28 protein-coding genes are annotated in these 23,999 nt (G+C 68.0%); 15 read left to right on the top strand and 13 right to left on the bottom strand.

Annotated features, from left to right (window positions below; genetic code table 11):
- Positions 1 to 64: 64 nt before the first annotated feature.
- The gene (locus VMD91_03945) at positions 65 to 643 is read right to left on the bottom strand and encodes a hypothetical protein (protein HTW83208.1); all 579 of its coding nucleotides are present in this window, start codon (positions 641 to 643) and stop codon (positions 65 to 67) included.
- A 171-nt stretch (positions 644 to 814) separates the two neighbouring features.
- On the opposite strand from VMD91_03945, the gene VMD91_03950 reads away from it, so the two are divergent.
- From VMD91_03950 to VMD91_03965, 4 genes are read left to right on the top strand one after another with little or no spacing between them, the layout of a single operon-like run.
- Positions 815 to 1,369, top strand: coding sequence for a hypothetical protein (locus tag VMD91_03950; GenBank protein ID HTW83209.1), 555 nt, complete (start codon positions 815 to 817; stop codon positions 1,367 to 1,369).
- A 20-nt stretch (positions 1,370 to 1,389) separates the two neighbouring features.
- On the top strand, positions 1,390 to 2,166 hold the full coding sequence (locus tag VMD91_03955; GenBank protein HTW83210.1) for a TIGR00282 family metallophosphoesterase: 777 nt from the start codon (positions 1,390 to 1,392) through the stop codon (positions 2,164 to 2,166).
- Positions 2,167 to 2,204: 38 nt separating this feature from the next.
- The gene (locus tag VMD91_03960) at positions 2,205 to 2,498 is read left to right on the top strand and encodes a stage V sporulation protein S (protein ID HTW83211.1); all 294 of its coding nucleotides are present in this window, start codon (positions 2,205 to 2,207) and stop codon (positions 2,496 to 2,498) included.
- Positions 2,495 to 3,295: a PHP domain-containing protein gene (locus VMD91_03965; GenBank protein HTW83212.1), complete on the top strand. Its 801-nt coding sequence runs from the start codon at positions 2,495 to 2,497 to the stop codon at positions 3,293 to 3,295. Before VMD91_03960 ends, VMD91_03965 begins: the two co-directional genes overlap by 4 nt.
- On the opposite strand, the gene VMD91_03970 is transcribed toward VMD91_03965, so the two are convergent.
- Positions 3,292 to 4,122: a type 1 glutamine amidotransferase domain-containing protein gene (locus VMD91_03970; GenBank protein ID HTW83213.1), complete on the bottom strand. Its 831-nt coding sequence runs from the start codon at positions 4,120 to 4,122 to the stop codon at positions 3,292 to 3,294. The genes VMD91_03965 and VMD91_03970 overlap by 4 nt on opposite strands.
- A 122-nt stretch (positions 4,123 to 4,244) precedes the next feature.
- Here VMD91_03970 and VMD91_03975 point away from each other — a divergent pair, with 122 nt between their 5' ends.
- Both VMD91_03975 and VMD91_03980 read left to right on the top strand, forming a co-directional pair.
- Positions 4,245 to 4,484, top strand: coding sequence for a hypothetical protein (locus VMD91_03975; protein ID HTW83214.1), 240 nt, complete (start codon positions 4,245 to 4,247; stop codon positions 4,482 to 4,484).
- Positions 4,485 to 4,507: 23 nt separating this feature from the next.
- Positions 4,508 to 5,080 (top strand): DoxX family protein, encoded by a 573-nt coding sequence (locus VMD91_03980; protein ID HTW83215.1) that lies wholly within the window; start codon positions 4,508 to 4,510, stop codon positions 5,078 to 5,080.
- Here VMD91_03980 and VMD91_03985 read toward each other — a convergent pair whose 3' ends face one another.
- Entirely contained in the window at positions 5,081 to 6,508 is a 1,428-nt protein-coding gene (locus VMD91_03985; GenBank protein ID HTW83216.1) for an amino acid permease, read from the bottom strand.
- A gap of 11 nt (positions 6,509 to 6,519) precedes the next feature.
- A complete protein-coding gene (locus VMD91_03990) occupies positions 6,520 to 7,107 on the bottom strand; it encodes a cyclodeaminase/cyclohydrolase family protein (protein HTW83217.1) in 588 nt (195 codons plus the stop codon).
- Between the two features lie 127 nt (positions 7,108 to 7,234).
- Between VMD91_03990 and ahcY the strand changes: the two genes are divergently transcribed.
- The 3 genes from ahcY to VMD91_04005 all read left to right on the top strand — a co-directional run bounded on the left by ahcY (position 7,235) and on the right by VMD91_04005 (position 10,546).
- Complete coding sequence (ahcY, locus tag VMD91_03995) at positions 7,235 to 8,509, top strand: adenosylhomocysteinase (GenBank protein ID HTW83218.1); 1,275 nt, start codon at positions 7,235 to 7,237, stop codon at positions 8,507 to 8,509.
- A 1-nt stretch (position 8,510) separates the two neighbouring features.
- Positions 8,511 to 9,740: a methionine adenosyltransferase gene (gene metK, locus VMD91_04000; GenBank protein ID HTW83219.1), complete on the top strand. Its 1,230-nt coding sequence runs from the start codon at positions 8,511 to 8,513 to the stop codon at positions 9,738 to 9,740.
- A gap of 125 nt (positions 9,741 to 9,865) precedes the next feature.
- Positions 9,866 to 10,546 (top strand): hypothetical protein, encoded by a 681-nt coding sequence (locus tag VMD91_04005; protein ID HTW83220.1) that lies wholly within the window; start codon positions 9,866 to 9,868, stop codon positions 10,544 to 10,546.
- Positions 10,547 to 10,676: 130 nt separating this feature from the next.
- Here VMD91_04005 and VMD91_04010 read toward each other — a convergent pair whose 3' ends face one another.
- Positions 10,677 to 11,678: a crosslink repair DNA glycosylase YcaQ family protein gene (locus VMD91_04010; protein HTW83221.1), complete on the bottom strand. Its 1,002-nt coding sequence runs from the start codon at positions 11,676 to 11,678 to the stop codon at positions 10,677 to 10,679.
- Between VMD91_04010 and VMD91_04015 the strand changes: the two genes are divergently transcribed.
- A complete protein-coding gene (locus VMD91_04015; GenBank protein ID HTW83222.1) occupies positions 11,667 to 12,152 on the top strand; it encodes a hypothetical protein in 486 nt (161 codons plus the stop codon). The two genes, VMD91_04010 and VMD91_04015, sit on opposite strands and share 12 nt — an antisense overlap.
- A 196-nt stretch (positions 12,153 to 12,348) precedes the next feature.
- Here VMD91_04015 and VMD91_04020 read toward each other — a convergent pair whose 3' ends face one another.
- The 6 genes from VMD91_04020 to VMD91_04045 all read right to left on the bottom strand — a co-directional run bounded on the left by VMD91_04020 (position 12,349) and on the right by VMD91_04045 (position 17,341).
- Complete coding sequence (locus VMD91_04020) at positions 12,349 to 12,765, bottom strand: hypothetical protein (GenBank protein ID HTW83223.1); 417 nt, start codon at positions 12,763 to 12,765, stop codon at positions 12,349 to 12,351.
- 16 nt (positions 12,766 to 12,781) lie between these two features.
- Positions 12,782 to 14,521 carry a hypothetical protein gene (locus VMD91_04025; GenBank protein HTW83224.1) on the bottom strand — a complete coding sequence of 580 codons (1,740 nt, stop codon included), beginning with the start codon at positions 14,519 to 14,521 and terminating at the stop codon, positions 12,782 to 12,784.
- A gap of 14 nt (positions 14,522 to 14,535) precedes the next feature.
- Positions 14,536 to 15,927, bottom strand: coding sequence for a secretin N-terminal domain-containing protein (locus tag VMD91_04030; protein ID HTW83225.1), 1,392 nt, complete (start codon positions 15,925 to 15,927; stop codon positions 14,536 to 14,538).
- Positions 15,928 to 16,203: 276 nt separating this feature from the next.
- The gene (locus tag VMD91_04035) at positions 16,204 to 16,452 is read right to left on the bottom strand and encodes a hypothetical protein (GenBank protein HTW83226.1); all 249 of its coding nucleotides are present in this window, start codon (positions 16,450 to 16,452) and stop codon (positions 16,204 to 16,206) included.
- Positions 16,398 to 16,871: a CsgG/HfaB family protein gene (locus VMD91_04040; protein HTW83227.1), complete on the bottom strand. Its 474-nt coding sequence runs from the start codon at positions 16,869 to 16,871 to the stop codon at positions 16,398 to 16,400. Before VMD91_04040 ends, VMD91_04035 begins: the two co-directional genes overlap by 55 nt.
- Before the next feature lie 119 nt (positions 16,872 to 16,990).
- Positions 16,991 to 17,341 (bottom strand): DoxX family protein, encoded by a 351-nt coding sequence (locus VMD91_04045; protein ID HTW83228.1) that lies wholly within the window; start codon positions 17,339 to 17,341, stop codon positions 16,991 to 16,993.
- On the opposite strand from VMD91_04045, the gene VMD91_04050 reads away from it, so the two are divergent.
- Both VMD91_04050 and VMD91_04055 read left to right on the top strand, forming a co-directional pair.
- Complete coding sequence (locus VMD91_04050; GenBank protein HTW83229.1) at positions 17,332 to 18,684, top strand: cyclopropane-fatty-acyl-phospholipid synthase family protein; 1,353 nt, start codon at positions 17,332 to 17,334, stop codon at positions 18,682 to 18,684. The genes VMD91_04045 and VMD91_04050 overlap by 10 nt on opposite strands.
- A 51-nt stretch (positions 18,685 to 18,735) precedes the next feature.
- Positions 18,736 to 19,143: a hypothetical protein gene (locus VMD91_04055; GenBank protein ID HTW83230.1), complete on the top strand. Its 408-nt coding sequence runs from the start codon at positions 18,736 to 18,738 to the stop codon at positions 19,141 to 19,143.
- A gap of 47 nt (positions 19,144 to 19,190) precedes the next feature.
- On the opposite strand, the gene VMD91_04060 is transcribed toward VMD91_04055, so the two are convergent.
- A complete protein-coding gene (locus tag VMD91_04060) occupies positions 19,191 to 20,723 on the bottom strand; it encodes a hypothetical protein (GenBank protein ID HTW83231.1) in 1,533 nt (510 codons plus the stop codon).
- Positions 20,724 to 20,870: 147 nt separating this feature from the next.
- Here VMD91_04060 and VMD91_04065 point away from each other — a divergent pair, with 147 nt between their 5' ends.
- Complete coding sequence (locus tag VMD91_04065; GenBank protein ID HTW83232.1) at positions 20,871 to 22,430, top strand: hypothetical protein; 1,560 nt, start codon at positions 20,871 to 20,873, stop codon at positions 22,428 to 22,430.
- 3 nt (positions 22,431 to 22,433) lie between these two features.
- On the opposite strand, the gene VMD91_04070 is transcribed toward VMD91_04065, so the two are convergent.
- Complete coding sequence (locus tag VMD91_04070; GenBank protein ID HTW83233.1) at positions 22,434 to 22,784, bottom strand: hypothetical protein; 351 nt, start codon at positions 22,782 to 22,784, stop codon at positions 22,434 to 22,436.
- A 43-nt stretch (positions 22,785 to 22,827) separates the two neighbouring features.
- On the opposite strand from VMD91_04070, the gene mtnB reads away from it, so the two are divergent.
- Together mtnB and VMD91_04080 are read left to right on the top strand one after the other, a co-directional pair.
- Positions 22,828 to 23,445, top strand: a complete 618-nt coding sequence (gene mtnB / locus VMD91_04075; GenBank protein ID HTW83234.1) for a methylthioribulose 1-phosphate dehydratase — start codon at positions 22,828 to 22,830, stop codon at positions 23,443 to 23,445.
- Positions 23,442 to 23,999, top strand: coding sequence for a cupin domain-containing protein (locus VMD91_04080; GenBank protein ID HTW83235.1), 558 nt, complete (start codon positions 23,442 to 23,444; stop codon positions 23,997 to 23,999). Before mtnB ends, VMD91_04080 begins: the two co-directional genes overlap by 4 nt.

Here is a 23,999-nt window from a genome sequence, read left to right on the forward strand (position 1 = left end):
TCCACGAGGTGAACACTGGTTTCTATCCCTTTCTAGGACGTTTTCTAGGACGTTTTTTGTTGCGTCAGGTCAGGGATGGAAACGGCGGTGGTCGATTCGGCACGAAAAGCGTGAAGATGCGTGCGGCGCTGCGCGGCGGGGCGACGCGCCGGACGGGTGCCAGGGCCGGTCCGACCGGCGGGCGCGTCCAGGACAGGTGCCGGACGGTCGCGTCGACGAGCGCGCGGCCCAGGGCGGCGACGATCGCGGCCGCGACCAGCGAGCCGAGCAGCCCCAGCGCCAGGCCCAGCACGAGGTCCCCGCTCAGCAGCGGGATGCCTTCGCCGAGCTGCGTCAGGGCGAAGAAGGCTACGTGCGCCCCGGCCAGCGCGGCTAGCGTCAGCGGCCCCCGGGGCCCGCGCACGAGGGCGGCCAGCAGGGCCACCCGGCGCCGGCGCTCGGGCCGACCGCGGCCGACCCCGACGGTCCGCCCGAAGGTGACCAGGCTGGCGGCGACGAGCAGCGCGAGATAGACGTGCCGCAGCACGAACCCCATCCCCAACGCGCCATGGCCCAAGGCGGTCGCCTCGGCCAGAATATGAACCAAGGTAGCGCTCGGAACCACGGCGGCTGCCAGACCCACGACCGTCAGCCAACGCCGCATCCTAGCGCGGGTATACACCACGACCGCCACCGTCGCCTCGCCAAACGCGTTCCTGGAGGTACTCGTCGGCCGCTTCCGCCGGCGCAGACGGGGGGCGAATCCCCGCAGGTGGCCCCCCAGCGGGGGTCCGAAGCATCGACCCCCTTACTCCAGGCCACCCCGAGAAGAGAGATGTACACCCCCCGCCCGCTTGCTTTCGACTCCGCCGACACGGTCAACCGTGTCGTCGCGTTGCTGGTCCGATATCCGGAGATCCACAGCGTACGTTCGAGCCCCGCGGACGCGTCGGTGACGCTTTCCTTCGCGGTGCGCGAACGGCTCGACCGCGCTCGGACCAAGGCGTTCGGCGAGCAGGTCACCGAGCACATCCGCGCGTTCTTCGACCTGCTCGGCGAAGAGCCGGGCGCGATCGGCGTGAGCTCGGATCGCGACGCGTCGGTCACGTTCGTGCACCTCACGCGGGAAGCCGCCGGCTTCACCCGCGAGGAGTTGGACTTGGTCGTCGCCTTGTTCGCCGAGACGTTCGGCGAGCGGCTGGTGCGCGATGACGCCGGCGCACCGATCGACGACGATCCCGCCGCGCGTGAAGAGATGGTCGAGATCGCGCTCGACGCATTGCGCGATCCCGCTCGTCGTCAACGGTTGGTCGGTTTTCGGGAAGAACAACGTGTGCTCGTCTACTTCGCACACGCCCGCAAACGTACGAAAGCTAGGGCCCGATCGTAACACCCACCTCGGTCACCATCTTGGTCGTCGGCGATGTCATGGGCTCGCCGGGCCGCGACGTCCTCATGAACCACCTGCCGCTCGCGCGCGAGCAGTACCACGTCGACGCGGTCATCGCCAACGGCGAGAACGCGGCCGGCGGTTTCGGGCTGACCACGCAGACCGCGGACGAGCTGTTCGAGGCCGGCGTCGACTTCATCACGTCCGGCAACCACATCTGGGACAAGCGCGAGTTTCGCAACGCGCTCGACGAGACCGACCGCATCCTGCGGCCCGCCAACTATCCGCCCACGCTGCCCGGCCGGGGCGCCGGCACGTTCGTCGCCGGCGGCGTCACCATCGGGGTGCTCAACCTGATGGGCCGCGTCTTCATGCCGCCCGTCGACGACCCGTTCCGCGTCGGCCGCGACCTGGTCGACGAGCTGCGCGCGCGCACGAACGTGATCGTCGTCGACGTGCACGCCGAGGCGACCTCGGAGAAGATGGCGCTGGGGCGGTTCTTCGACGGCTCCATCTCCCTGTTGTACGGGACGCACACCCACGTGCAGACCTCCGACGAGCAGATCTTCGCCGGCGGCACCGCCTACCTCACCGACGTCGGGATGACCGGGCCTTCCGAGGGCATCATCGGAATGGAGGCGGGCCCGGTGCTCGAGCGATTCACCAAAACCGTCTCGGAGCGGTTCGCCGTCCAGAAATCGGGTACACGGCAGTTTTGTGCGGCCGTCACGACGGTGGACGTCGCGACGGGACGCGCGCTCGACATCAAACGCATCAATCTTCGAGGCCTGGCATGATCGAGCCCCAGAGGGCGCCAGCGTCCGGCGTCCTCAAAGTGTCCGCTCAGTCGAATCCCAACTCCGTCGCCGGCGCCCTGGCGGGCGTGCTGCGTGAGAAGACCCATGCCGAGCTCCAAGCGATCGGAGCCGGTGCGACCAACCAAGCTGTCAAAGCGATCGCCATCGCGCGCTCCTACCTGCACGCCGGGGGCATCGACTTGACCTGCGTTCCGGAGTTCACCGAAGTCGAGATCGACGGCAACGTCCGTACCGCGATCCGTCTCTTGGTCGAACGGCGCGCCCTGTCCGGACCCCCGCCGGCGCCGCCGCCACCGGAAGCGGGCGCTTGACGGTCGACTTCCACTCGCACACGCGCGAGAGCGATGGCACGCTGCGCGCCGACGAGCTGGCGGCGCGCATGCGAGCACGCGGCGTCTCGTGGTTCTCGATCACCGATCACGACACGACCCGCGCCTACGACGGGCTCGACACGACCGGCGCGCACGTCGTCCCCGGCATCGAGATCAACACGACCTGGGACGGCAGCGAGGTCCACATCCTGGGCTACCGCATCCCCACCGGGCCCGGCGCCCTCGCCGACGCGCTGGCGCGCAATCGCGAACACCGTCGCTCGCGGGTCGGCCGCATGGCGGCCGCGCTCGCGGCCGCCGGCTACCCGCTCAGCGAAGAACAGATCGTGGCCGAGTCCGACGGCGGTCACGCGTTGGGCCGCCCGCACGTCGCCAAAGCGCTCGTGCGCGCCGGCCACGTGCGCGACGTGCAGGCGGCGTTCGACACGCTGCTCTCGCGCGGCAAGCCCGGCTACGTTCCCTCGCACCACATTACCCCGGCCGCCGCGATCGAGCTGGTCATCGCGGCCGGCGGTGTTCCGGTGCTCGCCCATCCCGGCCGGCTGCGCGACGAGAGCGTGATCGAGACGCTGACCGCAAGCGGCCTGCGCGGGCTGGAAGTCTTCTATCCCAGCCACACCACCGAACAGGTCGCGCGCTACCGCGCGCTGGCGAACCGCTTGGGGCTGGTGATGACGGCAGGCTCGGACTTCCACGACCCGCGTTGGAACCCGCGCGGGGTGGGCATGGACGTCGATCCGGCCAACATCCGGCCGTTCCTCGATCTGGTCGCCTAGCGCGAGCTCCCCGGCAGCGTGCGCAGCACGCGGTCGAAGGTCGTGGCCAACGTGTGCACGTCCCCCGGCCAGCGGCCCGAACAATAGCGGCCGTGCTGGACGACGAACGCGGGCGTCGCGTCGGTCAGCGTGTCGCGCGCGAGGCCCGCGGTCTTGCGGCGGTAGTCCGGATCGCCGCGCGGCACGTCCTCGAAGTCGCTCGGGCGTTCGAGCGCGCGCGTGACCTCGGCCTGGACGCTCATGTAGCCCGGCGGTTGATCCGGCGCTTCGCGGTAGGTGCGATAGTAGTCGGGATCCCAGAAGCGCGCGATGCGCCCGATGCGCCAGGCCGCGCGCTCGAGCTGCCAGGTCAAGGCGGTCGTGCGCCGGCCGTAGAGCACCGAACGCCGCGTGCGCGGATCGATGCTGCGCGCGGCCAGCAGCACGCCATGGCAGATCGCCGCCACCGGTTTGTCGTCCGCGAAGAAGTCGACGACCAGCTGCTGCAGCACCGCGCTCTCGAGGTACGCGCGCATCCCGCGCGCGCGGTGGCCGCCGGGCAGGAACAGCGCGTCGTAGTCGCGCGCGCGCAGCGTCTCCCAGCGCTCGGGCGCGCGGAAGGGCGGCAGGTGCGCCAGCGCGGCGTAGGCGGCGCGCGCGTCGGCGTTCGCGCCGAGCACGCGCCCGAACAGGCCCAGACCGCGCCCCGTCAGCATCACCTCGTCCGACTGCGCGGCTGCGCCGGTCTGGGTCGCGAAGACGACCTCGTGACCCGAACCCGCCAGGACTTGCCAGGTGATCGCGACTTCGCTCGGATCGGAGTCCCGTTCGGGGAGCGGGAGCAACACGCGCGCCATCTCGTGCCAGTGTAGCAGAGGCGGGTCGCTCGGTAGGATGGGGACTGCGCGACGGGAACACCTCGCGTCCGGCCTTTCACCATCGCACCATTCCGACGAGGAGCACCCGCACGATGACAGACGCCGAAGTCAAACCCTGGGTTGGCAAGCCCGTTCGCCTCACCCTCGACGACGGCCAGGTGCTGGCCGGTACCCTGCACGCGGACCACAGTCACGGTCACGGGCACGATCACTACGCGGTCGTTTCGGGTGCGGTACGCGAAGGCGGGGAAAACGCGACCGTGACCATTCACGGCGCGGAACGAATCACGACGATCGAGGACGCGTCGGGCGACCCCGCCGCCGTCGAATAGGCGGCCCTCCGGAGGCTTCTCACATGATCGACGATCTCGTGCTGCTGGCGGTGCGCCTCGCCGTCGGCGGCAGCATCGCTTCGCACGGCGCGCAAAAGGCGTTCGGCTGGTTCGAAGGGCCTGGCCCCGACAAGGCGGCCGGCTATTTCGAAGGGCTCGGCTTCAAGCCCGGTGCCCGCTTCGCGCAGGCGGCGTCCGCCACCGAGATCGGTTCGGGCATCCTCATCGCGCTGGGACTGGGCGGTCCGCTCGGCCCGGCGGGACTGCTCTCGACGATGATCGTCGCGGCGCAGTCGGTGCACGCCAAGAACGGCTACTTCCAGCAGAAGGGCGGCGTCGAGCTGAACGTGCTCTACGCGGCGTCGGCGTTGGCGCTGGCGGCGCGCGGCTTCGGCGCGCTCTCGCTCGATCGCGCGCTCGGCCTGCACGACCGGCTGCATCACCCGGTGCTCGAGACGCTGGCGCTGGCCGGCGGCGTCCTCTCGGCGTGGGCGATTCTCGGGCAGCGCGATGCCGGGCCGCCGGAGGGCACGCTGGCGACGCCCACGATCAGCGGCGCGCGCAGCAACGGCAGCGCCGAGCCGGCCCGCAGCTAGCTAGACCGGGGTCGCCGCCTTGGTGGCCTCGGCGATGCCGACCGTGCTGCGGCTGCGCGAGTAGGTGAAGTACACGATCAGGCCGAGCACGAGCCAGATCAGGTAGCTCACGATCGTCATCAGCGGCAGGCCCTTGACGATCAGGTAGAGCGCCCCGAGCGCGGCCAGGACCGGCACGACCGGGCTGCCCGGGACGCGGAACCCGCGCCGCATGGTGGGGCGGGTGCGCCGCAAGACGATGACGCCGACCGCGACCAGCGCGAAGGCGACCAGCGTGCCGATGTTGACCAGATCCGCGACGACGTCGAGCTGGCCGACCGCCGCGACGACCGCGACCACGATGCCGACGATCGCCGAGGACAGATAGGGCGTGCGGAAGCGCGGGTGCACGCGCGCGAAGACGGCCGGCAACAGCCCGTCGCGCGACATGGCGAAGAACACGCGGCTCTGGCCGTAGAGCATCACCAGCAAGACCGTCGTCAGGCCCGCGATCGCGCCCAGCGCGACGATCGCGCCCGCCCAGCCCAGCCCGATCTGGATCAGCGAGAACGAGACCGGCGAGGGGACGTTGAGCTGCGTGTAGGGCAGGATGCCGGTCAGGATGCCCGACACGATGATGTAGAGGATCGTGCAGATGACCAGGCTGCCGATGATGCCGCGCGGCAGATCGCGGGCCGGGTTGCGCACTTCCTCGGCCGAGGTCGAGACCGCGTCGAAACCGATGTAGGCGAAGAACACTAGGCCCGCGCCGTTGATGATGCCGTCGAAGCCGAAGGGCGCGAACGGATGCCAGTTCGCGGGGTTGACGTGGCCGATCCCGATGACGATGAAGAACGCCACCACCAGCAGCTTGGCGGCCACGATGATCTTGTTGACGTTGTCGCTCTCGTGGGTGCCGCGGATGAGCAGCACCGTGATCAACAGGATGATCAGGGCGGCGGGCAGGTTGAACAGGCCGCCGTCCCACGGGTTGGTCGCGAGCGCTTTCGGGATGTGCAGGCCGATCGTGCCCAGGAAGTCGGTGAAGTAGCCCGACCAGCCGATCGCGACCGTCGCCGCGCCGAGCGCGTACTCGAGGATCAGCCCCCAGCCGACGATCCAGGCGACGAACTCGCCCAGCGTCGCATAGACGTAGGAGTAGGCGCTGCCGGAGATCGGCACCGACGAGGCCAGCTCGGCGTAGCACAGCGCGGCGAGCGCGCTGACGATGCCGGCGGCCACGAACGAGAGCACGACGGCCGGCCCGGCGCTCAGCGCCGCGGCTTTCCCGGTCAGCACGAAGATGCCGGTTCCGATGATGGCGCCGATGCCCAGCGCGGTCAGTCCCCAGACCCCGAGGGTCTTCTTGAGCGCGGGGGCGCTGTGGTCGTCGAGTGCTTCGGCTTGCGCCAGAAGATCGTCGAGCGGCTTGACGCGTTCGAGTAGCATTGGCAGCGACACTACGCCCCGTGGGCCGGGGGACCTCTTCGCACGAGCACGGCCAGCCGCTCGTTCTGGGCTTGGATGATCGCCTCGTCGCGAATATATCGGTGATTGATTCGGACGTTGGCGACGCACGCCGCCTGCGCGGCCCGCAGGAAGTGTTCGGCGCACTCCACGTCGCTGATCAGGTGCTCGTTGCCCAGCGCCGCGGCCCGTTCGACCAGGGCCAGCCCTTCGGCGCACAGCCCGGCGGCGGCCAGCGGGGCCTCGGCCGCGCCGACCAGCGCGGCCTGCAGGGCGGCCGTGCGTGCCGCCTTCGCGGCCTCGCTGCCGCGCGGGAGCGCCTGGGCGGCCACGACCCGGCTGAACGCGTCCTCGTCGACCACGCGGGCCGCGCTCAGCCGCTCGCGCAGGGCGTCGGCGTCGTGCACGATCGCCTCGGCCGGGCCGCGCTGCTCGGCGTGACGCGGGCTGGTAGCGGTGATGCGGGCGACCATCGCGCACAGCGCGACCCCGCAGGCTGCGACAATCGTCGCCGCGCTGCCGCCACCCGGCGTGGGGTCGGCGGACGCCAGCTTGTCGAGATACGCATCGATTCCGTCCACGCCGCGGTCTACCAGGCATGAGCCCCTGACGCCTCGCGGCGAATGAGGTTCGGTCGCGCCGGTAGAGCTGGTTTCAACAAGCACGGACGCACAACGACAACTGACATCCGAACATAGGAGTGCATCCTTGCCTACTCTCGAGAAGGCGCGCGGGGACGTTCGCGACCTCGCATTGGCCGACGCCGGTAAGTCGCGCATCGAATGGGCCGCATCGTTCATGCCGGTCCTCGGGCAGATCCGCGATCGCTTCGCGAAGACCAAGCCGCTGGCCGGCGTGCGCATCGGCGCGTGCCTGCACGTCACCACCGAAACCGCCAACCTGATGCTGGCCCTCAAGGCCGGCGGCGCCGACATCGCGCTGTGCGCCTCCAACCCGCTCTCGACGCAGGACGACGTCGCGGCCGCGCTGTGCAGCCACTACGAGATCCCGACCTTCGCCATCAAGGGTGAAGACGAGAAGACGTACTACAGCCACATCGAGGCCGTCATCGCCGCGAAGCCGCAGATGTCGATGGACGACGGCTGCGATCTCGTCACCACCATCTACACCAAGCACAACGCGCTGCTGCGGGACATGATCGGCGGCTGCGAGGAGACCACGACGGGCGTCATCCGTCTGCACGCGATGGAGAAGGACGGCGTGCTGCCCTACCCGGTCATCGCCGTCAACGACGCGCTGACCAAGCACATGTTCGACAACCGCTACGGGACCGGCCAGTCGACCCTCGACGGCGTCATCCGCGCGACCAACGTGCTGATCGCCGGCTCGACCGTCGTGGTCGTCGGCTACGGCTGGTGCGGGCGCGGCGTCGCCTCGCGCGCCAAGGGCCTGGGCGCCCACGTCGTCGTCACCGAGATCGATCCCCGCAAGGCGCTCGAAGCCGCGATGGACGGGTTCGAGGTGCTGCCGATGGCGGAAGCCGCCAAGCGCGGCGACGTCTTCATCACCGTCACCGGCAACTACCACGTGATCCGCAAGGAGCACTTCGAGGTGATGAAGGACGGCGCGATCGTCTGCAACTCGGGGCACTTCAACGACGAGCTCGACCTCGACGCGCTCGAGCTGCTCTCGACCGGCAAGACGACGCCGCGCGAGTTCGTCGAAGCGTACGCGCTCAAGAACGGCCGCACGGTTCGCGTGCTGGGTCAGGGCCGCCTGATCAACCTGGCCGCCGGCGAGGGTCACCCGGCCGCGGTGATGGACATGTCGTTCGCCAACCAGGCGATGGCGGCGGCGTTCCTGGCGCAGAACTACCAGACCCTCGAGAAGAAGGTCTACTCGGTTCCCGACCACATCGACGAAGAAGTCGCACAGCTCAAGCTGGCCGCGTTCGGCATCAGCATCGACACCCCGACGCCCGAGCAGGTCAAGTACATGGCGTCGTGGAGCGAGGGCACCTAGCATGGCGTATCAGCGTCTGTTCACCTCGGAGTCGGTGACCGAAGGGCATCCCGACAAGGTCGCCGACCAGATCTCCGACGCGGTGCTCGACGCGATCCTCGCCGACGACCCGCATGGCCGCGTCGCGTGCGAGACGTTCGCGATCACCGGCCAGATCCACATCGCCGGCGAGATCACGACCAAGACGTACGTCGACATCCCGAAGATCGTCCGCGAGACGATCAAGGAGATCGGCTACGATCGCTCGGCGGTCGGCTTCGACTACGAGACCTGCGGCGTCAGCGTCTCGGTCGACGAGCAGTCGCCCGACATCGCGATGGGCGTCGATCAATCGCTGGAAGTCAAGGAGACCGGTCAGCACGATCCGTTCGAGCTGACCGGCGCCGGCGACCAGGGGATGATGTTCGGCTACGCGTGCCGTGAAACCGCGCAGCTCATGCCGCTGCCGATCACGCTGGCGCACGACCTCACCCGCTTGCTCGCGGCCGCGCGCAAGAACAAGACGATCGGCTACCTGCGCCCCGACGGCAAGTCGCAGGTCACGGTCGAGTACGACGGGCTCAAGCCGGTGCGCGTCGACGCCGTCGTCATCTCGACCCAGCACGATCCCGACGTCCCGCTCGACCTGATCCGGCGCGAAGTCACCGAGCAGATCATCGATCAGGTGATCCCCAAGGGGCTGCGCGACAACAATCTCAAGGTCTACGTCAACCCGACCGGGCGTTTCGTCATCGGCGGTCCGAAGGGCGACGCCGGCTTGACCGGCCGCAAGATCATCGCCGATACGTACGGCGGGATGGCGCGGCACGGCGGCGGCGCGTTCTCCGGCAAGGACCCGACCAAGGTGGACCGCTCGGCGGCGTACGCGGCGCGCTACGTCGCCAAGAACGTCGTCGCGGCGGGGCTCGCCGACCGCTGCGAGATCCAGGTCGCATACGCGATCGGCGTCGCGCACCCGGTCAGCGTGCTGGTCGAGACGTTCGGCACCAACAAGATCGAGGAAGAGACGATCGCGGAACTGGTCAAACGCCACTTCGACCTGCGCCCCGCCGCCATCATCCACAACCTCGACCTGCGCCGCCCGATCTACAAGCAGACCGCGGCGTACGGCCACTTCGGCCGTCCCGAGCTCGACTTGCCGTGGGAGAAGCTCGACAAGGCCGCCGCGCTGCGCGCCGACTCCGGGCTGCGCGGCGAGATCGATCGCGAGCTGGTGCCGCTGATCGGCTGACACCGATCGCGGTCGAGTTCCCCTCCGAGGCGCCGGGCGACCGGCGCTTCGGGTATTTCTGCGGGAACGCTGGGAGCCCGAGGATCGTTCTCATGTCGATACCCCGCCCCCGCAAGAGGTACCCGATGTCCCGCAGGATACTGGTCGCGGTCACCGCTGCGCTTATTGCAGCGATGCCGTTGGCTGCTGGAGCGCAGCAGTTCAACGGCGGCCCGCCGGGCGCCGATCAACTGCTGCCCTCGCAAACGATCATCACCGGCGTGCTCGAACAATCGATCTCGAGCAAGACCGCGCAGGTCGGCGATCCGTTCGTGCTCGACGTGCAGCCGCCGTATCCCGGCGACGACGGACGCTTTCAGGCCGCCAAGGTCTACGGTCACGTCAAGGCTGTCGGCCGCGCCGGCGGCCTCAAGAAGGGCGCGGTCGCGCTCGCCTTCGATCGCATCACGCTGGCCGACGGGACGACGGCGTCGCTGACGGGTTCGGTGCTCTCGCTCGATGCGAAGGAGCAGGGCAACAAGGGCGCCCGCGCCGTCATCGGCGCCGTCATCGGCGATCTGGTCGGCAACTTCGTCGGCAAGAAGCTCGGCACCAACGCCGGCGGCGCGGTCGGCGCGGTCGGCGGCGCTATCTACGCGGCCAGCCTGGGCAGCAACGTCGTGATCGGCCCCGGCTCGACGATCGAGATGCGCACGACGCAGCCCTCGACGGTCCTCTCACGCCGCCAACAATACCAACCCCAAGCCGCGAACTACCCACCGGGCACGTTCGCCTCGCCGACCGCCCTGCCCACCCCGTATCACTAAACGGCGCTCCGCCCCCGGCTCCGCGCCCCCCAACGCCTAGGGCGTGGGGCCCCCGGACCGACCTCGCAACAACCGCAACGGTGATGTGACCATGCTCCTGCGCTCGGTCCATCACCGTTTTCTCGTCGCGCTAGCGCATCGTGACTTTGTCGGCGCCGAGCCAGTGTGCCATCGACTCCAGTTGGGTGCGGACCGCGGCGAGAACCTCGCGGCGGGGGACGCCGTGCTCGAGGTGGGTGGCGTGCGCGCGCAGGATGCGCGCTTGGCGATCGTGCTTGAGGTCGACGCGCGCCATCAGCCGGTCGCCGAACAGGAACGGCAGCACGTAGTAGCCGTGGACGCGCTTGTGCCGCGGGACGTAGATCTCGATGCGGTAGTCGAAGCCGAACAGCTCGCGCGTGCGATCGCGGTTCCAGACCAGCGAATCGAAGGGTGAGAGCAGCGCGTGCGCGTGCACGCGCCGCGGCACCCTCGTGCCGGGGGCGAGGTACCGCGTCCCACGGAGGCTTTCGACCGTGACCGGCGTGAGCTCGCCGCTCTCGACCAGCTCCGCGACGCGGGCGCGCGCGTCGGCGAGGTCGAGCCGGAAGTAGTCGCGCAGATCGCGCTCGCTCGCGATCCCCATCGCGCGCGCCGAGGTGCGCACCAGCTCGCGCTGCGCGTCGGCTTCGCCGGGCGTCGGCAGCGCGAGGATCTCGGCTGGGATGACGCGTTCGGTCAGGTCGTAGATGCGCTCGAAGCCGCGCCGCGTCCGGGTCGTGATCTCGCCCGACCAGAACAGCGCCTCGAGCGCGTTCTTCGCCTCGCTCCAGCCCCACCAGCCGCCCTCGCCGCGCGGGCCTTCGAACGCGCCCGCGCCGAGCGGACCCTCGTGGGCCAGCCGCGCCAGCACGCGCTCGAGCACGTGCGGGTTGTCGCGCCGCAGCCGCGCCAGCCGCCCCCAGGTTCCCTCGCCGCTGCGCGCGCGCTCCATCCGCCAGCGCAAGAGCGGGTGCGCGGCGAGCGGCAGCAGCGACGCCTCATGACCCCAGTACTCGAAGAGGATGCGGTCGCGTCCGTACGCCGCATCCTCGAGCACGCCCGGTTCGTAGTCGCCCAGCCGCGAGAAGAGCGGCAGGTAGTGCGAGCGCACCAGTACGTTGACGCTGTCGATCTGGATGAGTCCGACCCGCGCGAAGACCCGCCGCAGCAGACGACGGTCGACGGCGCCCCGCGGCGGCGGGTCGGTGAAGCCTTGCGCCGCCAGCGCGATCCGTCGCGCTTCGGCCAGCGAGAAGTCGGCGATGCCGCCGGGTTATCCGTGCCGCGCCGTGGCTCCCGCGTCCGCTCAGCGGCAGACGTTCTCGAAATCCGTCGAGGAGGCGACAAGCCAGAGTCTGACCGGGGGACGATGATCCTCCGAGAGGCCGAGAAAGACGAAGCGCAGCGGACCTACGTGCCGACCGTCGTCCGAAACGGCGACCGCGTCGATGCGATAGTGTCGCGCCTGCACGTCGTTGTCGATGATCGGGACTTGGTCGTGGAAGCGATCGACGCTCCAGTACCCGACGACGCCGCCGGCCGGAGCTCTGACTTCATTTTGGACGAGGTCTTCGAAGGGGCGTAACGTCTCGTACGGGGCGGCGGTGAAATACGCTTCGTCGACAAGAGCGCTGGCGACCCGACGGAGCGCTTCCGTATCCGCGGAACTCCCAGCGGGGCAGTAGGAGACGACCCGGGCCGGCGCGGGAACCGTGGGGGCAGCCGCGCACCCGGTCAGCAGCGCGACCACGATTCCCGCGAAGGTGCTTCGCAAACGCGCCTCAGTGAGCTTTTGCAGGCGTCGACGACGAACTGCCGGCCGGTGTCAGCTGAATCATTCCATATTCTATGACATGAGTGGTTTGGCTGTAAACGTATGAGTGAATCCACGTGCCGGTTCGATCGACGACCTGCGTCTGCACAAGCAGTCCGGAGCTCGGGCCGTTGAGCCGAGTAAAGCCGATCGCGGCGAGGTCGCGCGTCGTCACGGACCGCGTGGCGAGCAGGCGGACAGAGGGCATCGGACCCCGATGGTTGATCCGAAAGCGCTCGGCACGAGCGGTTCGGGCGATCGCATCGTTGACGATGTTCGCATTTCGAAGCACGAGCGGCCGGCGGTGAATATTTCGCACCTGCGGCATCTGTTGCGTCGCCGTTGCGGGCGTTTCGTGCGCTGCCACGCCGAGCACGGCCAGCACTACTACGGCGAACATCTTATTGAACGAAGGCATCAATGCTCTCCACGGCGCCGGAATATGCGTCTACCGAGACGACATAGTGTCCGCTATAGAAGAAATGAAACGCGGGGTAGGCTGTGTTGTCGGTCGACGTTATCGATGGCGTCCAATAGCCATACAGGTAGCCCAGGGGCTGCCCCAGCGTGGTGGCCCCTTTGATCGATTGATCCTGAGACGCGATGGAGAAGGCTTGGGCCGGTGAAAGAGCGGGTGAGCCGGTCCCGTTCACCCCCGTAGGATAGCGAACGGCATTTGGTTCGCGCCACAGGCGATAGTAATAGTTGAGGTGGAGCGTGTAAGTCATCTCCCACTGAATACATGTCGGGACAGGCCCGTGCGGGCCGACGACGATGACCTTCGTTTCGGTGCAGACCTGCTTCTCGGTGTTGTCCACACCGACTCGAATGAAATCGCCGCCGAGGATCGGGGTGTTATGCTTCCAGACGAAGTCGTAACCTATCAGGACGGGCGCCTCACTGCCCGTTGTCATGTAGACGGAGACCACGTTTTGCAGCTGCGCGTCGCTGGGCAGAGGGTTGTAACTTTGCTGGCTCGAGATGGCGAAGTTCTCGGCAGCCGAAACAGCGTAGTTCATTGGCACGCGAGTGCTCGATCCGCTGGCGATCAACCCTTGGCTTCCCTCATAGTGGCTTGCTACAAAAGCAGAGCCTGCCATCCGGTACTCGTTCGAAGAAGGGGACTCGGTCGTTACGCCCGGATTCTGTGCATTCGCGGCCGAAAAAAGCGCCGCATCGCTGTACGACTCGGTCGTCATCGCCAACGGTAGATATTGCCCGGGGGAGGACGACGATATCTGAGACTGCGGAACGATCGGGAGTGGATAGGCCGTAGAACCGTCATTGTCGGTGTAGACCACCGGATTGCTGTCCGAGTAGACGCCCGTACTCTGCTCTGTGCTTCCGAGATGATCGCCGTTGCCGAGATCAGCCCCGTTGCTATTGATACCGCTCGCGTCTTCGAGTTCCCATTCGCCGAAATTTGTATTGGCAGCTCCGACCGCATCTCGCCAGGCATCGTGAACGTCGGTGCCGGAGTTTGAGCCGACGTTGGCCGCAGCGGAGACGAACGTGTCGGCGACGTTTTTCGCGGTGTCCGGCAGGTCGGTCGGCTCGCCTTCGACGCCATAGTAGCCATGAAGACCTTGCGAGCTCGTGTTGAAGATATAGGGCCAGTTCTGATCCGTGGTACAGACGGATGCATACGCGAAGATCCACTTCAGCCGCCCGGCCATCGGAACGTTCGCGGAGGCCCCGTTGAAGCATTCGACGTCCGGCGAGTACCCCTTCGAGCTGCAGTCGCCTTCGTTGCTGCCCGTTGGATCGTATTCGTTCAGTACAATGAAGCCGTCGTCTCCGTGCCCCGAGTACCATATGAAGTCGGCATTTTCCGCATTGCTGCTTGTGAAGCTTGACGCATGGACGGCTGGGTCGCTGGTTGTACCCGTGGCAAACGTGCAAGCACCGTCATTGTCTTCGATGGAACTGGTGCGGGTCCAAGACTTTGCGGTGAGACGTGAGTTGAGTTCGGGGACGTCCGCGTTTTGCAGGCAGCTATTGTATGCGAAGAACGGGTAGTAGTGTTGGTGGAGCGTAACGAAATTGCCCGGCGGGGGCGGAGCAGTACCGCTGCCGCCGACTCCGCAACCGCATAGCGTCGCGGCGCAGACTGCTAGTAGCGCGACTATCGATCGTTGCACAGTCGATGAACCTTTCAAGAGTGGCTTTGATCCGGAGACGGCGCATTGGTGATGTGCGGCGTGACGACGATATAGAGATTTGTGTTTACCCGTTGCTCGGTACGGTTTCGAAAGAAACTCCCAAGTAGGGGTAGGTCGCCTAAAAGCGGGATCTTGGAAAGGCTGTTGATCTCGCTGTCCTCTATCAAGCCTCCGATAACGAAGGACTGACCGTCACGTACAGTCGCCGCCGTCGTCGCCGTACGTTGTGTGATTTCGGGGTAGCCCTGCACGTATGAGCTCACACTGGAGACTTCCGAGTAGATGTGGAAGTTGATGAAGCCGTCAGGCGAAACGCGTGGCTGAATTTGAAGATTCACGCCGACGGTCACGTACTGCACCTGTTGCTGCGTAAGAGTCGCCGAGCCGAAGCTCGTCAACGTCGTAACGACCGGAATCTCATCGCCGGTGAGAATCGATGCCGGCGACCCGCTTTGCGCGACGATGCTCGGTCGCGCAAGAAGTTTTCCGCCACCCTTCGTAACGACGTCGTAGATTTGTGCCTGCAAGTTCAAGCTCGACGTGGCGAGGCTTTGGCTTTTGAGCTGCGTCGAAACGGCAGCAATGGGACCGCCGGCGTTTGTGTAGTCGATGCCGACTTGCTTAGCGGCACTGTCGGTAAGCTCGACGATCTGCGTTTCGAGGGTCACGGTTGGAAGGGGCACGTCCAGTTGTGCGATTAGGCTGCGCAATTCGGCGACGCGTTCCGGCGTACCGGTAAGGATGATCGCGTTGAGGCGGCGATCAATGGCGAGCTCGTCCGTCAGCTTCTGCCCGAGGGCCTGCGTCGACGCTGGGCTTGCGACCGATATCGATTGCGCCGCAACGATGCCGCCGGAGGCGCCGCCGATTGATGAGGCGCTTTGGCTGATTTGTGATGGTTGCGGCGCAAAGGTATCATTAACAGGCACGGTCTGCCCCTCGATGAGGGCACCCGCAATCTCGCTCACGTCGGCGAAGTGTAAGATGACGACGGCAGTCGTCGCGCCGAGCACGATGGGCAGTCGCCTCATTGCTTCTTGCTTGCTCGGGGGGCTACGATCGCGAGAGATCGATAGTTCGATGGTGTTTGCCGTGGCGGAGAAATCGACGTGAGCCGGGACTGCGACGAGGATCAGTATGTTGAGGTCGCCGCCGATGAGGTTGACCCGGACGGACTCTACGAGTGCGCCTGCGACGGCGATTGGCCTAAACTGCGGCGCGATACGCGTCTGTATGCATTGCACAACAATCGCGCTTGCGGCTTGCGGCGGAACGTTGCAGCGCGGTATTGGGCCCGAGAATCTTAGGGTGAGATCGGCATGGTCGGCCGAGCCGTGTTCGAGCGCGCCACTCACGATGATGGACGCGTTCGGCTGCGCGTTCACGGGCCGAACCGTGGCGCAGAACATAGCGATGAGGAGGACTGACGTACGCCTCGGCGTTTGAAGGACGCAGCCGCGCTTGTATGTGGCCGTGACAAGACCATCCTGTGGTGCGCAGCGAACGACGATATATTCCGTCGTCCGCTAGTATGGCACTACAGGTCGGTCGCGTGCTGCTCCCGTCGAGCTGCGATTATTGATTATCGATCGTGACTGTCAGTATCGACCAACGAGAACCGGCGTGGCTCGGACTCGAGGTCGTTCACTCGGCGAAGACCTCTACCGCGACGACTTTGCCCGAGACGATGCGCCCGACGCAGGTGTCGGTCGAGTCGTTGATGAGGTGGCCATCGACGAGCTGGTGAAGTTCGAGTTCGAGTAGCCGCCCGCGACGGTGCCCGACCAACCGTTGCGGCCCAGCGAGGTCGCGTTCTCGCTGCGCTCGTCGTTGAACGACTGCACGATGCGCCCGGTCAGCGCGTCGACGACCTTAACCGAGACTTTGAGCGTCGTACGGCTGCTGTGCACCGAGCCCGCGATCGAGCCGGCAACGCCGGCAGAAAGCCGGCGCCGCCGCTGCGCCCGGTGACGTCCAACTGCACCACGTTGCCGGAGATGAGATAGCGCGCTCCGATGAGCCGGCCGGCGCTGACGGCGGAGGCCGGATCGACCTCGCCGCCCGCGCCCAAGTGGTGCTCGTTCAGCGTCGAGGTGAGGTGGCTGCGATCGACGACCGAGAGCTGTCCTTTGCTGACGAGCGCGTCGGTCACCAGGTCCGCCAGCGCGACGCCGGGTTCGAACTGGCCGTAATTGCTGCCGGTCAGGCCTTTGGTGTCGAAGTCGAGTACGGCCGCGGTCGGCGGTCCGGCCGCACACGCGCCGGACGGCGTGCCGAGCGTCGTCGCGGACACGACCGCGCACGCAAGCGCGAAGACGATTCGTCGCACGGTGAGTCCCTCCAAGAAAGCGAGGCAGGCGCACTTGGGGGCGTACGCGGTACTCCCGAACTTGGCTCGCTCTGAAAACCGACCCTGCTCTCGCTCAATACCTCTACCGAAGGGCTCGTCTATCGGCTGGCGCGGTCGACCCACCAGAGCAGCGGCAGCTGCAGCGGCACGCGTGCCCAGATGACCCAAGCCGGCGCGACGCGCCGGAAGCGCTTCGCCTCGAGCGCCATCCCGATGTTGGCCGGCCAGACTCCGAGCAACAGCAGCATGAGCCCAATGCCCGCCGGCCGCCGCGTGCCGGGAAGCAGCAGTCCGATTGCGCCGGCGATCTCCGCCGCGCCGGTGATGCGTACGAGCATCTTGGGGTCGCCGAAGCGCGGCGGCACGATGGCCTCGAACGGACGCGGGCGCACGAAATGCAAGATGCCCGACGTCAAGAAAAGGGCCGCGAGCGGGAGGCGTGCGCGCATCCGCGGACGTTCAGCGCCGGGCCCGCGGCATCCGCGCAGGGGTGCGCGGCGAGGACGCGGGATACGTCGCGATGGCGACCGTAACGACCGAACCGGCGATCGAGCGTTCCAAGGCGGTGCTGGAGGGACTGTTCGGCCCACAGCTCGGCAACGAGGTGGCGGTCCGCCTGTGGGACGGCAGCGAGATTCCCGCGTCGTCGCCCGCCTTCACGCTGCTGGTCAACGCGCCGTACGCGCTGCGCGCGGCCTTCACGCCGCCGCTCGACGCCAACCCCGGCCGCGCGTTCGTCGAGGGTTGGATCGACATCGTCGGCGACGTCGAGCTCGCGCTGGATACGCTCGAACGGTCGGTGACGCGGCTCTCGAAGCTCGCGCTGGCGCGCCTAGCGATGCTGCTGGCGCGCTTGCCGCGTGCGCCGCGCCACCACCACGGGCGCGCGCGGCTGCACGGAAAGGTGCACTCGAAAGCGCGCGACGCGGCGGCGATCGGGTTCCACTACGACCAGCCGGTCGCGTTCTACCGCACCTTCCTGGGCCGCGAGCTGGTGTACTCGTGCGCATATTGGGACGACGGCGTGACCGACCTCGACGGCGCGCAGCGCGCGAAGCTCGACTACGTCCTCGACAAGGTGCGCTTGCGCGCCGGCCAGACGTTCTTGGACATCGGGTGCGGGTGGGGCGGCCTGGTGCTGCGGGCGGCGCAGCGCGGCGCGCGCGCGCTCGGCGTTACGCTCTCGCGCCGCCAGCACGAAGAAGCGCAGCGCCGCATCGCCGAGGCCGGACTCGAGGATCGCGCGCGGGTCGAGCTGCGTGACTACCGTGAGCTAGGCGACCTGCAGTTCGACGCGATCGCGTCGGTGGGAATGGTCGAGCACGTCGGGCGCGAACGGCTGGGTGAGTATTTCCGCTGCGCGTACCGCGCGCTGCGCGAGGGTGGCCTGTTCCTCAACCACGGCATCGTGCAGCAGGGCCGCGACGGGAAAGGGTATCGCGCCAGCGACGATTTCATCGGCCGCTACGTGTTTCCCGACGGCGACTTGGTGCCGGTCGACGTCACCACCCGCGCGGCGGAATCGGTCGGTTTCGAAGTGCGCGACGTCGAGAACCTGCGCGAGCACTACGCCCGCACGCTGCGTGCCTGGGGGACGAATCTGGAGGCGAATCGCGTGACCGCGATCGACGCGACCGACGCGCGCACCGAACGCATCTGGCGCATCTACATGGCCGGCAGCGCGCGCGGCTTCGCGCTCGGCCGCATGGGATTGATGCAAACGCTGCTCGGGAAGCCCCGTTCCAACGGCGTCACCGACGTTCCGCCGACGCGCCGCGACCTCTATCGCTGAACCGGCCGAGCGTTCGGCCGTCAAATGTCCGCAAACGGGTACAACGCTGCCATGCGCAGCACCCACGCTCTCATTCTCACGGCGGCGCTGACCGCCCTGGCGACCCCGGCTTTCGCGCAGCAGCAAGCGTCCGACAACGGCACCAGCGCGAACGGCCCGATCACGATCTTCAAGAACATGCTCCCGGAGGATCCCGGCGTCACCGTGCGGATCGACGGCCGCGAGATCGATCACCTCCACATGGCCGCGTACGACGACGTCACCACGACCGTCAAGCCCGGCGCGAACACCCTGACCATCAGCTGGAATCACCCGGTCAAGGCGCTGAACTTCAAAGTCGCCTACGCGCCGACGCGGAACAACTTCAAGAACATCCTCGTCGTCAACGTCAGCAGCAGCCAGGACCCCGCGCTGAACCAGGCCGGCTCGAAGACGATGTCCTTCAACATCCCCGGCTAACCGGCTCGCCTCGCGGCGGTCCGCACGAAAGAAGGACCGGGCTCGCGCTAGTGCGCGAGCCCGGTGATGAAGTTCCGCAGGTCGGCCGACAGGCGCGCGTGCGACGCCGGATCGGCATAGATCATGTGCCCGCTCGGATAGTACGCGAGGTGCACGTGGTCGCGCAGGCTGGGGTCGAGCTCCAAGTGCGCGATCGTGTACTCGGTGTTCATGAACGGGGTCGCCAGATCGAACAAGCCGTTGGCGACGAACACGCGCAGCGAGGGATTTTGGCTAAGCGCTTGACGGAGATCGTCGACCACTTCGGGGGCGAGCACTTTGCCGGCGAAGCCGGCGATCGCGGCCGTGCGCTTGAAGTCCCAGTCCCGGAACACCTCGCCGTAGTCGGTGATGCGGTACTCTTCGTTGGGCTTCCAGTCCAGCGCGTCGCGGCTGTAGACGTTGAACAGCGTCGTGTAGACCGGCTCGAGCGCGGTGTCGGCCGGATCGTAGTCGGGTGAATCGTCGGTCGCGTCGCGATCGATGCCGGTGAAGCGCGAGTCGAGACGGCCGACGGTGCGGCGCTGGTCGCGCAGCAGTTCCTTCTCGAAGTGCTCGGCCCAGATGCGCAGGTTCGCCAGGTCGATGTAGTGCGCGCTCAGACCGGTGTAGGCGTGCAGCCGTTCGATGATGTGCGCGCGCGTCTGCGGGTCCAGCCGGTCGCCCTGCATCAGCGCCGCCGCGTACTCGGTGGCCGCGAAGTGCCGAACCTCGGCCAGGAACGCGTCGAGGTTGGCCGGCTGCTGCGGCAGCGCATGGTGGTAGTAGGCGACGGCGGCTTCCGAGGGCAAGAACAGCACGAACGGCAGATCGTTGTCCTGTGCGGCGATGAGCGTCGCGTAGTCGAGCGCGGTCGAGATCAGCACGACGCCGTTGCAGGCGATGCCGCGCTGCGCGAGCACGTTGACGAGGTTGGCCGAGCGGGTCGTCCCGTAGCTCTCGCCGATCAGGAACTTCGGGCTGTTCCAGCGATCGGACGTCGTCAGGTACCGCTGCACGAAGGTCGCGAACGTCGCCGCGTCTTGGTCGATACCGAACACCGCCTTGGGATCGTAGGCGCGGCCGTAGCCGGTGCCGGGCGCGTCGACGAAGACCAGATCGGTCGCGTCGAGCAGGCTGTCGGCGTTGTCGACCAGGCGATACGGCGCCGGCGGCGTCGTGGTGGCGTTCGCCGTCACGACCATGCGCGGCCCGAACGCGCCCATGTGCAGCCACACCGTCGAGGATCCGGGGCCGCCGTTGTAGACGAACGAGAGCGGGCGGTGCATGCGATCGGCGACGTCGTCGCGCGTGTACGCGACGTACGACATCGAGGTCGTCGGCTTGCCGTCGTCGCCGCGAATCACCAGCAGCCCGGCGCGTGCGGTGTACGCGATGTCGGTGCCGTTGATGCGCGCGTGGTGGTGGGTGACGACCGGCGTCTCGGAGGGCAGCGCGGGGCTGGGCGCCGGAGTCGGGTCGGCCGCGTGGGCGGCGCGAGGGAGACCGCCGCTCAGCGCGGCGGTCAGGACGACGAGCACGAGGGTGCGCAACCAGAGCATGGCAGCCCGGCTTCGGTCCGTGGCCGGTCGACCACTCTCTAGCGGAACGGATAGGTCGATTTGGGGGCCGAGAGGCCGACCGGCGGTCGAGGGCCGAAGGCAAGCGGCCGATACCGAAAGAGGAAACGTCGGACAGGGAGGTCTTGCGTGTCGTCGTCGTCCCCGGTGACCTTGCATCTCCACGCGACGGCAACGCAGCCGCTCGCGTCCGCCGCGGCGCGCGGCCTGGACGCGAAAAGCCCTGCCGGCGACGGCAGCGCGACGCCGCAGGGGACGTTCACGGCGCAGATCGCCGTGACGCTCTACGACGGCAACGGCGCGCCGCGCTCGCTCACCGAGGGGCCGGCACCGATCACCGGCGCCAAGCTGACGGGCGACGACGTGGCGATCCTCGAGGTCCAGGGTCTGAACGGCAGCAACAGCGATCTCACCGTGACGCTGCGCGCCGACGACACCTACCTCGCGGTCGAGCACCGCGACGGCCAGACGATCACCTACGACAGCCGCAATGGTCCGGCCAGCTTGGCCCAGGTCCCCCTGGCGACGCTGGCCGGCCAGGTGGTGGGCCTGGCCGGCGCGGCCGGGTCGGACACGAAGCTGGCGAGCGCGGCTCCGGCGGCGCTGAGCCAGTTGGTCGCGCCGGGTGGCTCGATCGAGGGCTTGACCGTGACCGTCACCGATGCCAAGGGCGTCTCGCGCTACGTCGGCGGCGCGGACGGCGTCGTCTCTGCCCTACGCACCGGCGGCGACGTCGCGCTCGAGAGCGTGACCGTCGATGACGGGGTGACGACCGACTCGGTCCGGTTGCTCGACGGCAGCGGCACGACCACGGTCGACGGTGCGGCGCTCAACGGGACGGTGTTCACCTTCAGCCGCGACGCACAGGGGGAAGAGATCGCGCGGGTGACCAGCGACGGCGGCGCGCTCAGCGATGCGACGCCCGCGGCGGCGAGTGCGGTCGACGCGTTCGGTGACACGCTCACGATCGGCACCGGGGCACAGGGCGCCGTGAACATCGCGGTGCGCGACGGGTTCGGTAACAGCTTCACGTTCAGCGAGGGCGGTGCCGGGACGAGCGCGTCGCTGACCGCCGGCATCTCGGTCGGCGGCTCGACCAACATCGCGAAGGCCGACGTGGTCGCCGACGAGTCGGCCACCTTGACGACCGGCAGCATCGCGAGCGCCGCGACCTCGCTCGAAGCGGACGGCACCTCGGCGAAGAACGACGGCACCCTGAACGTCGCGCTGGACGACACGGTGAGCTCGGCCCAGACGAGTTCCGCCGGCAACGAGCAGTCCAAGGCACCGCAACAGAACGCGACAAGCACGCTGGCCTCGGCGCAGGTCGGCATCCACGCGACCGCGTCGGGAACGCTCGACGTCCTCGGCGCCGCGCAAGCGGGCGTGCTCGACGGCGCGCAGAGCGATACCGGAGACCTGCTCGAGGGGGGAGCCTCGCAAGAAGGCAAGGGCGCCGAAACGCTCGTCGACGGCGCGTCGCGCACGATCGTCGACGCGTCGATCGAAACGCAGGCCACGGACGTGCGAAACGCGGCGGAAGCCCCGAAGAACTCGGCGACCAGCGACTTCGGCGACGTGAGCGTCACCGCATTCGGTCACACGTCCTCGGCGCTCTCGGACGAAGAGATCGATCGCGAGGACGACGTGCTCTACACGACCTCGCAGCCCGACTCGCTGGTGCTGTGAGCGTCAGCCGCCGGCGCGCTTGACCCGCCGCGCGCGCTGCTCGAAGTACGCGACCACCGCGTCGCGGTGATCGCCCTGCAGCTCGACGACGCCGTTCTTGGCCGTGCCACCGGTGCCGCACAGGCGCTTGAGCTCCTTGCCGACGGTTGCCAGCTCGTTCGCGGCAAGGCCGTGCACGAGGGTGACGCTGCTGGCGCGGCGGCGTTCGCGCGCGACCCGCACGACGCCGTCGTCGGGAAGCGCCCGCCCGGCACCCGGCGCCGGCGCCGGAAGCCGGGGCGCGCTCGGGAGCGGCAGGCTGCCGTCGGTCGAGTAGACCAGGACGCGCTCGTCGCGCACGCGCTCGTCTTTCATCGCTGCTGCAACCGGCCAGGCATGGGCGGTGGTTCCGCCTGGGGTGATCACGGTGCTGCCGGCACCGCCGCCGGCGGTGGTCGAAGAGATCGCGGCGTTCGGGCGCTTCGCCGCCTCGCGCGGCTGGGTGCCCGCCACCGGCGGCAATTTTTCGTGCCGTCTGGACGCCTTCCACGCCGTCGTGACCCGCAGCGGGGTTGACAAAGGCACGATTCGCCGGATCGACGTCGCCACGCTGGCGCTCGACGAGCCGGTGCCGCCCGGCATGTCGGCGGAGACGCCGCTGCACTTGGCGCGCTATCGCCGCGACCTGCGGCTCGGCGCGATCTTCCACGTGCACTCGCTGGCGGCGACCGTGCTCTCCAAGCTCGACGCCGCGCGCGGGTTCGTGCGCACCGAGGGCTACGAGATGCACAAGGCGCTGGGGCTGCGCACGCACGAGAGCGTCGTCGACATCCCGGTGTTCGCCAACGACCAGGACACCGAGGCGCTGGCGGCACGGATCGAGTCGCAGCTCGGCGACGAACCCGCCGTCCCGGGCTATCTCCTGGCCGGTCACGGCTTGTACGCGTGGGGCGCGGACGCCGCGCAGGCGCGCCGCCGCGTCGAGGGACTCGAGTTCCTGTTGGCCTGCCACCTCGAAGAACGGAGACTGCGATGAACGCCGTGTTGACCTCGACCTTGCGCGTCTACGACGACGCCGACCCCGCGCGCATGCTGCTCGACACGACCGACCGTGCCGAGATCACCCGGACGCTCAACGGCGTCGGCGTGCGTTTCGAGCGCTGGGCGGCCGACGCGGCGATCGCGTCGGACGCGACGCCGGCGGACGTGCTGGCGGCGTACGCGGACGACGTCGCACGCTTGCGCGCGGAGTGCGGGTACGAGGCAGCCGACGTGATCCGGCTGGCGAAGGGGGCGCCGAACACCGCGCCCATGCGCGAGAAGTTCCTCGACGAGCACACCCACAGCGAGGACGAAGTCCGCTTCTTCGTCGAGGGCAGCGGCGCGTTCTACTTGCGCATCGGCGGTCGCGTGCACCAGATGATCTGCACCCGCGGCGATCTGATCTCGGTCCCCGCCGGGACGACGCACTGGTTCGACATGGGCCCCGATCCGGAGTTCACCGCGATCCGGCTGTTCACCGACGCGTCCGGGTGGGTCGCGCAGTTCACCGGCGACCCCATCGCCCGGCGCTTCCCGCTCTACGAGTAA

The organism is Candidatus Sulfotelmatobacter sp. (assembly GCA_035504415.1).
In the GTDB taxonomy this organism is placed as follows: Bacteria; Vulcanimicrobiota; Vulcanimicrobiia; order Vulcanimicrobiales; family Vulcanimicrobiaceae; genus Vulcanimicrobium.

Excerpts from the sequence above, each read along its gene's own strand:
- VMD91_04060 (HTW83231.1), bottom strand. The coding sequence starts at position 20,723 with ATGCTCTGGTTGCGCACCCTCGTGCTCGTCGTCCTGACCGCCGCGCTG.
- VMD91_04005 (HTW83220.1), top strand. The coding sequence starts at position 9,866 with ATGTCCCGCAGGATACTGGTCGCGGTCACCGCTGCGCTTATTGCAGCG.
- metK (HTW83219.1), top strand. The coding sequence starts at position 8,511 with ATGGCGTATCAGCGTCTGTTCACCTCGGAGTCGGTGACCGAAGGGCAT.
- VMD91_03985 (HTW83216.1), bottom strand. The coding sequence starts at position 6,508 with ATGCTACTCGAACGCGTCAAGCCGCTCGACGATCTTCTGGCGCAAGCC.
- VMD91_03950 (HTW83209.1), top strand. The coding sequence starts at position 815 with ATGTACACCCCCCGCCCGCTTGCTTTCGACTCCGCCGACACGGTCAAC.
- VMD91_04055 (HTW83230.1), top strand. The coding sequence starts at position 18,736 with ATGCGCAGCACCCACGCTCTCATTCTCACGGCGGCGCTGACCGCCCTG.
- VMD91_03980 (HTW83215.1), top strand. The coding sequence starts at position 4,508 with ATGATCGACGATCTCGTGCTGCTGGCGGTGCGCCTCGCCGTCGGCGGC.
- VMD91_04070 (HTW83233.1), bottom strand. The coding sequence starts at position 22,784 with ATGAAAGACGAGCGCGTGCGCGACGAGCGCGTCCTGGTCTACTCGACC.
- VMD91_03945 (HTW83208.1), bottom strand. The coding sequence starts at position 643 with ATGCGGCGTTGGCTGACGGTCGTGGGTCTGGCAGCCGCCGTGGTTCCG.
- VMD91_03975 (HTW83214.1), top strand. The coding sequence starts at position 4,245 with ATGACAGACGCCGAAGTCAAACCCTGGGTTGGCAAGCCCGTTCGCCTC.
- VMD91_04045 (HTW83228.1), bottom strand. The coding sequence starts at position 17,341 with ATGCGCGCACGCCTCCCGCTCGCGGCCCTTTTCTTGACGTCGGGCATC.
- VMD91_04080 (HTW83235.1), top strand. The coding sequence starts at position 23,442 with ATGAACGCCGTGTTGACCTCGACCTTGCGCGTCTACGACGACGCCGAC.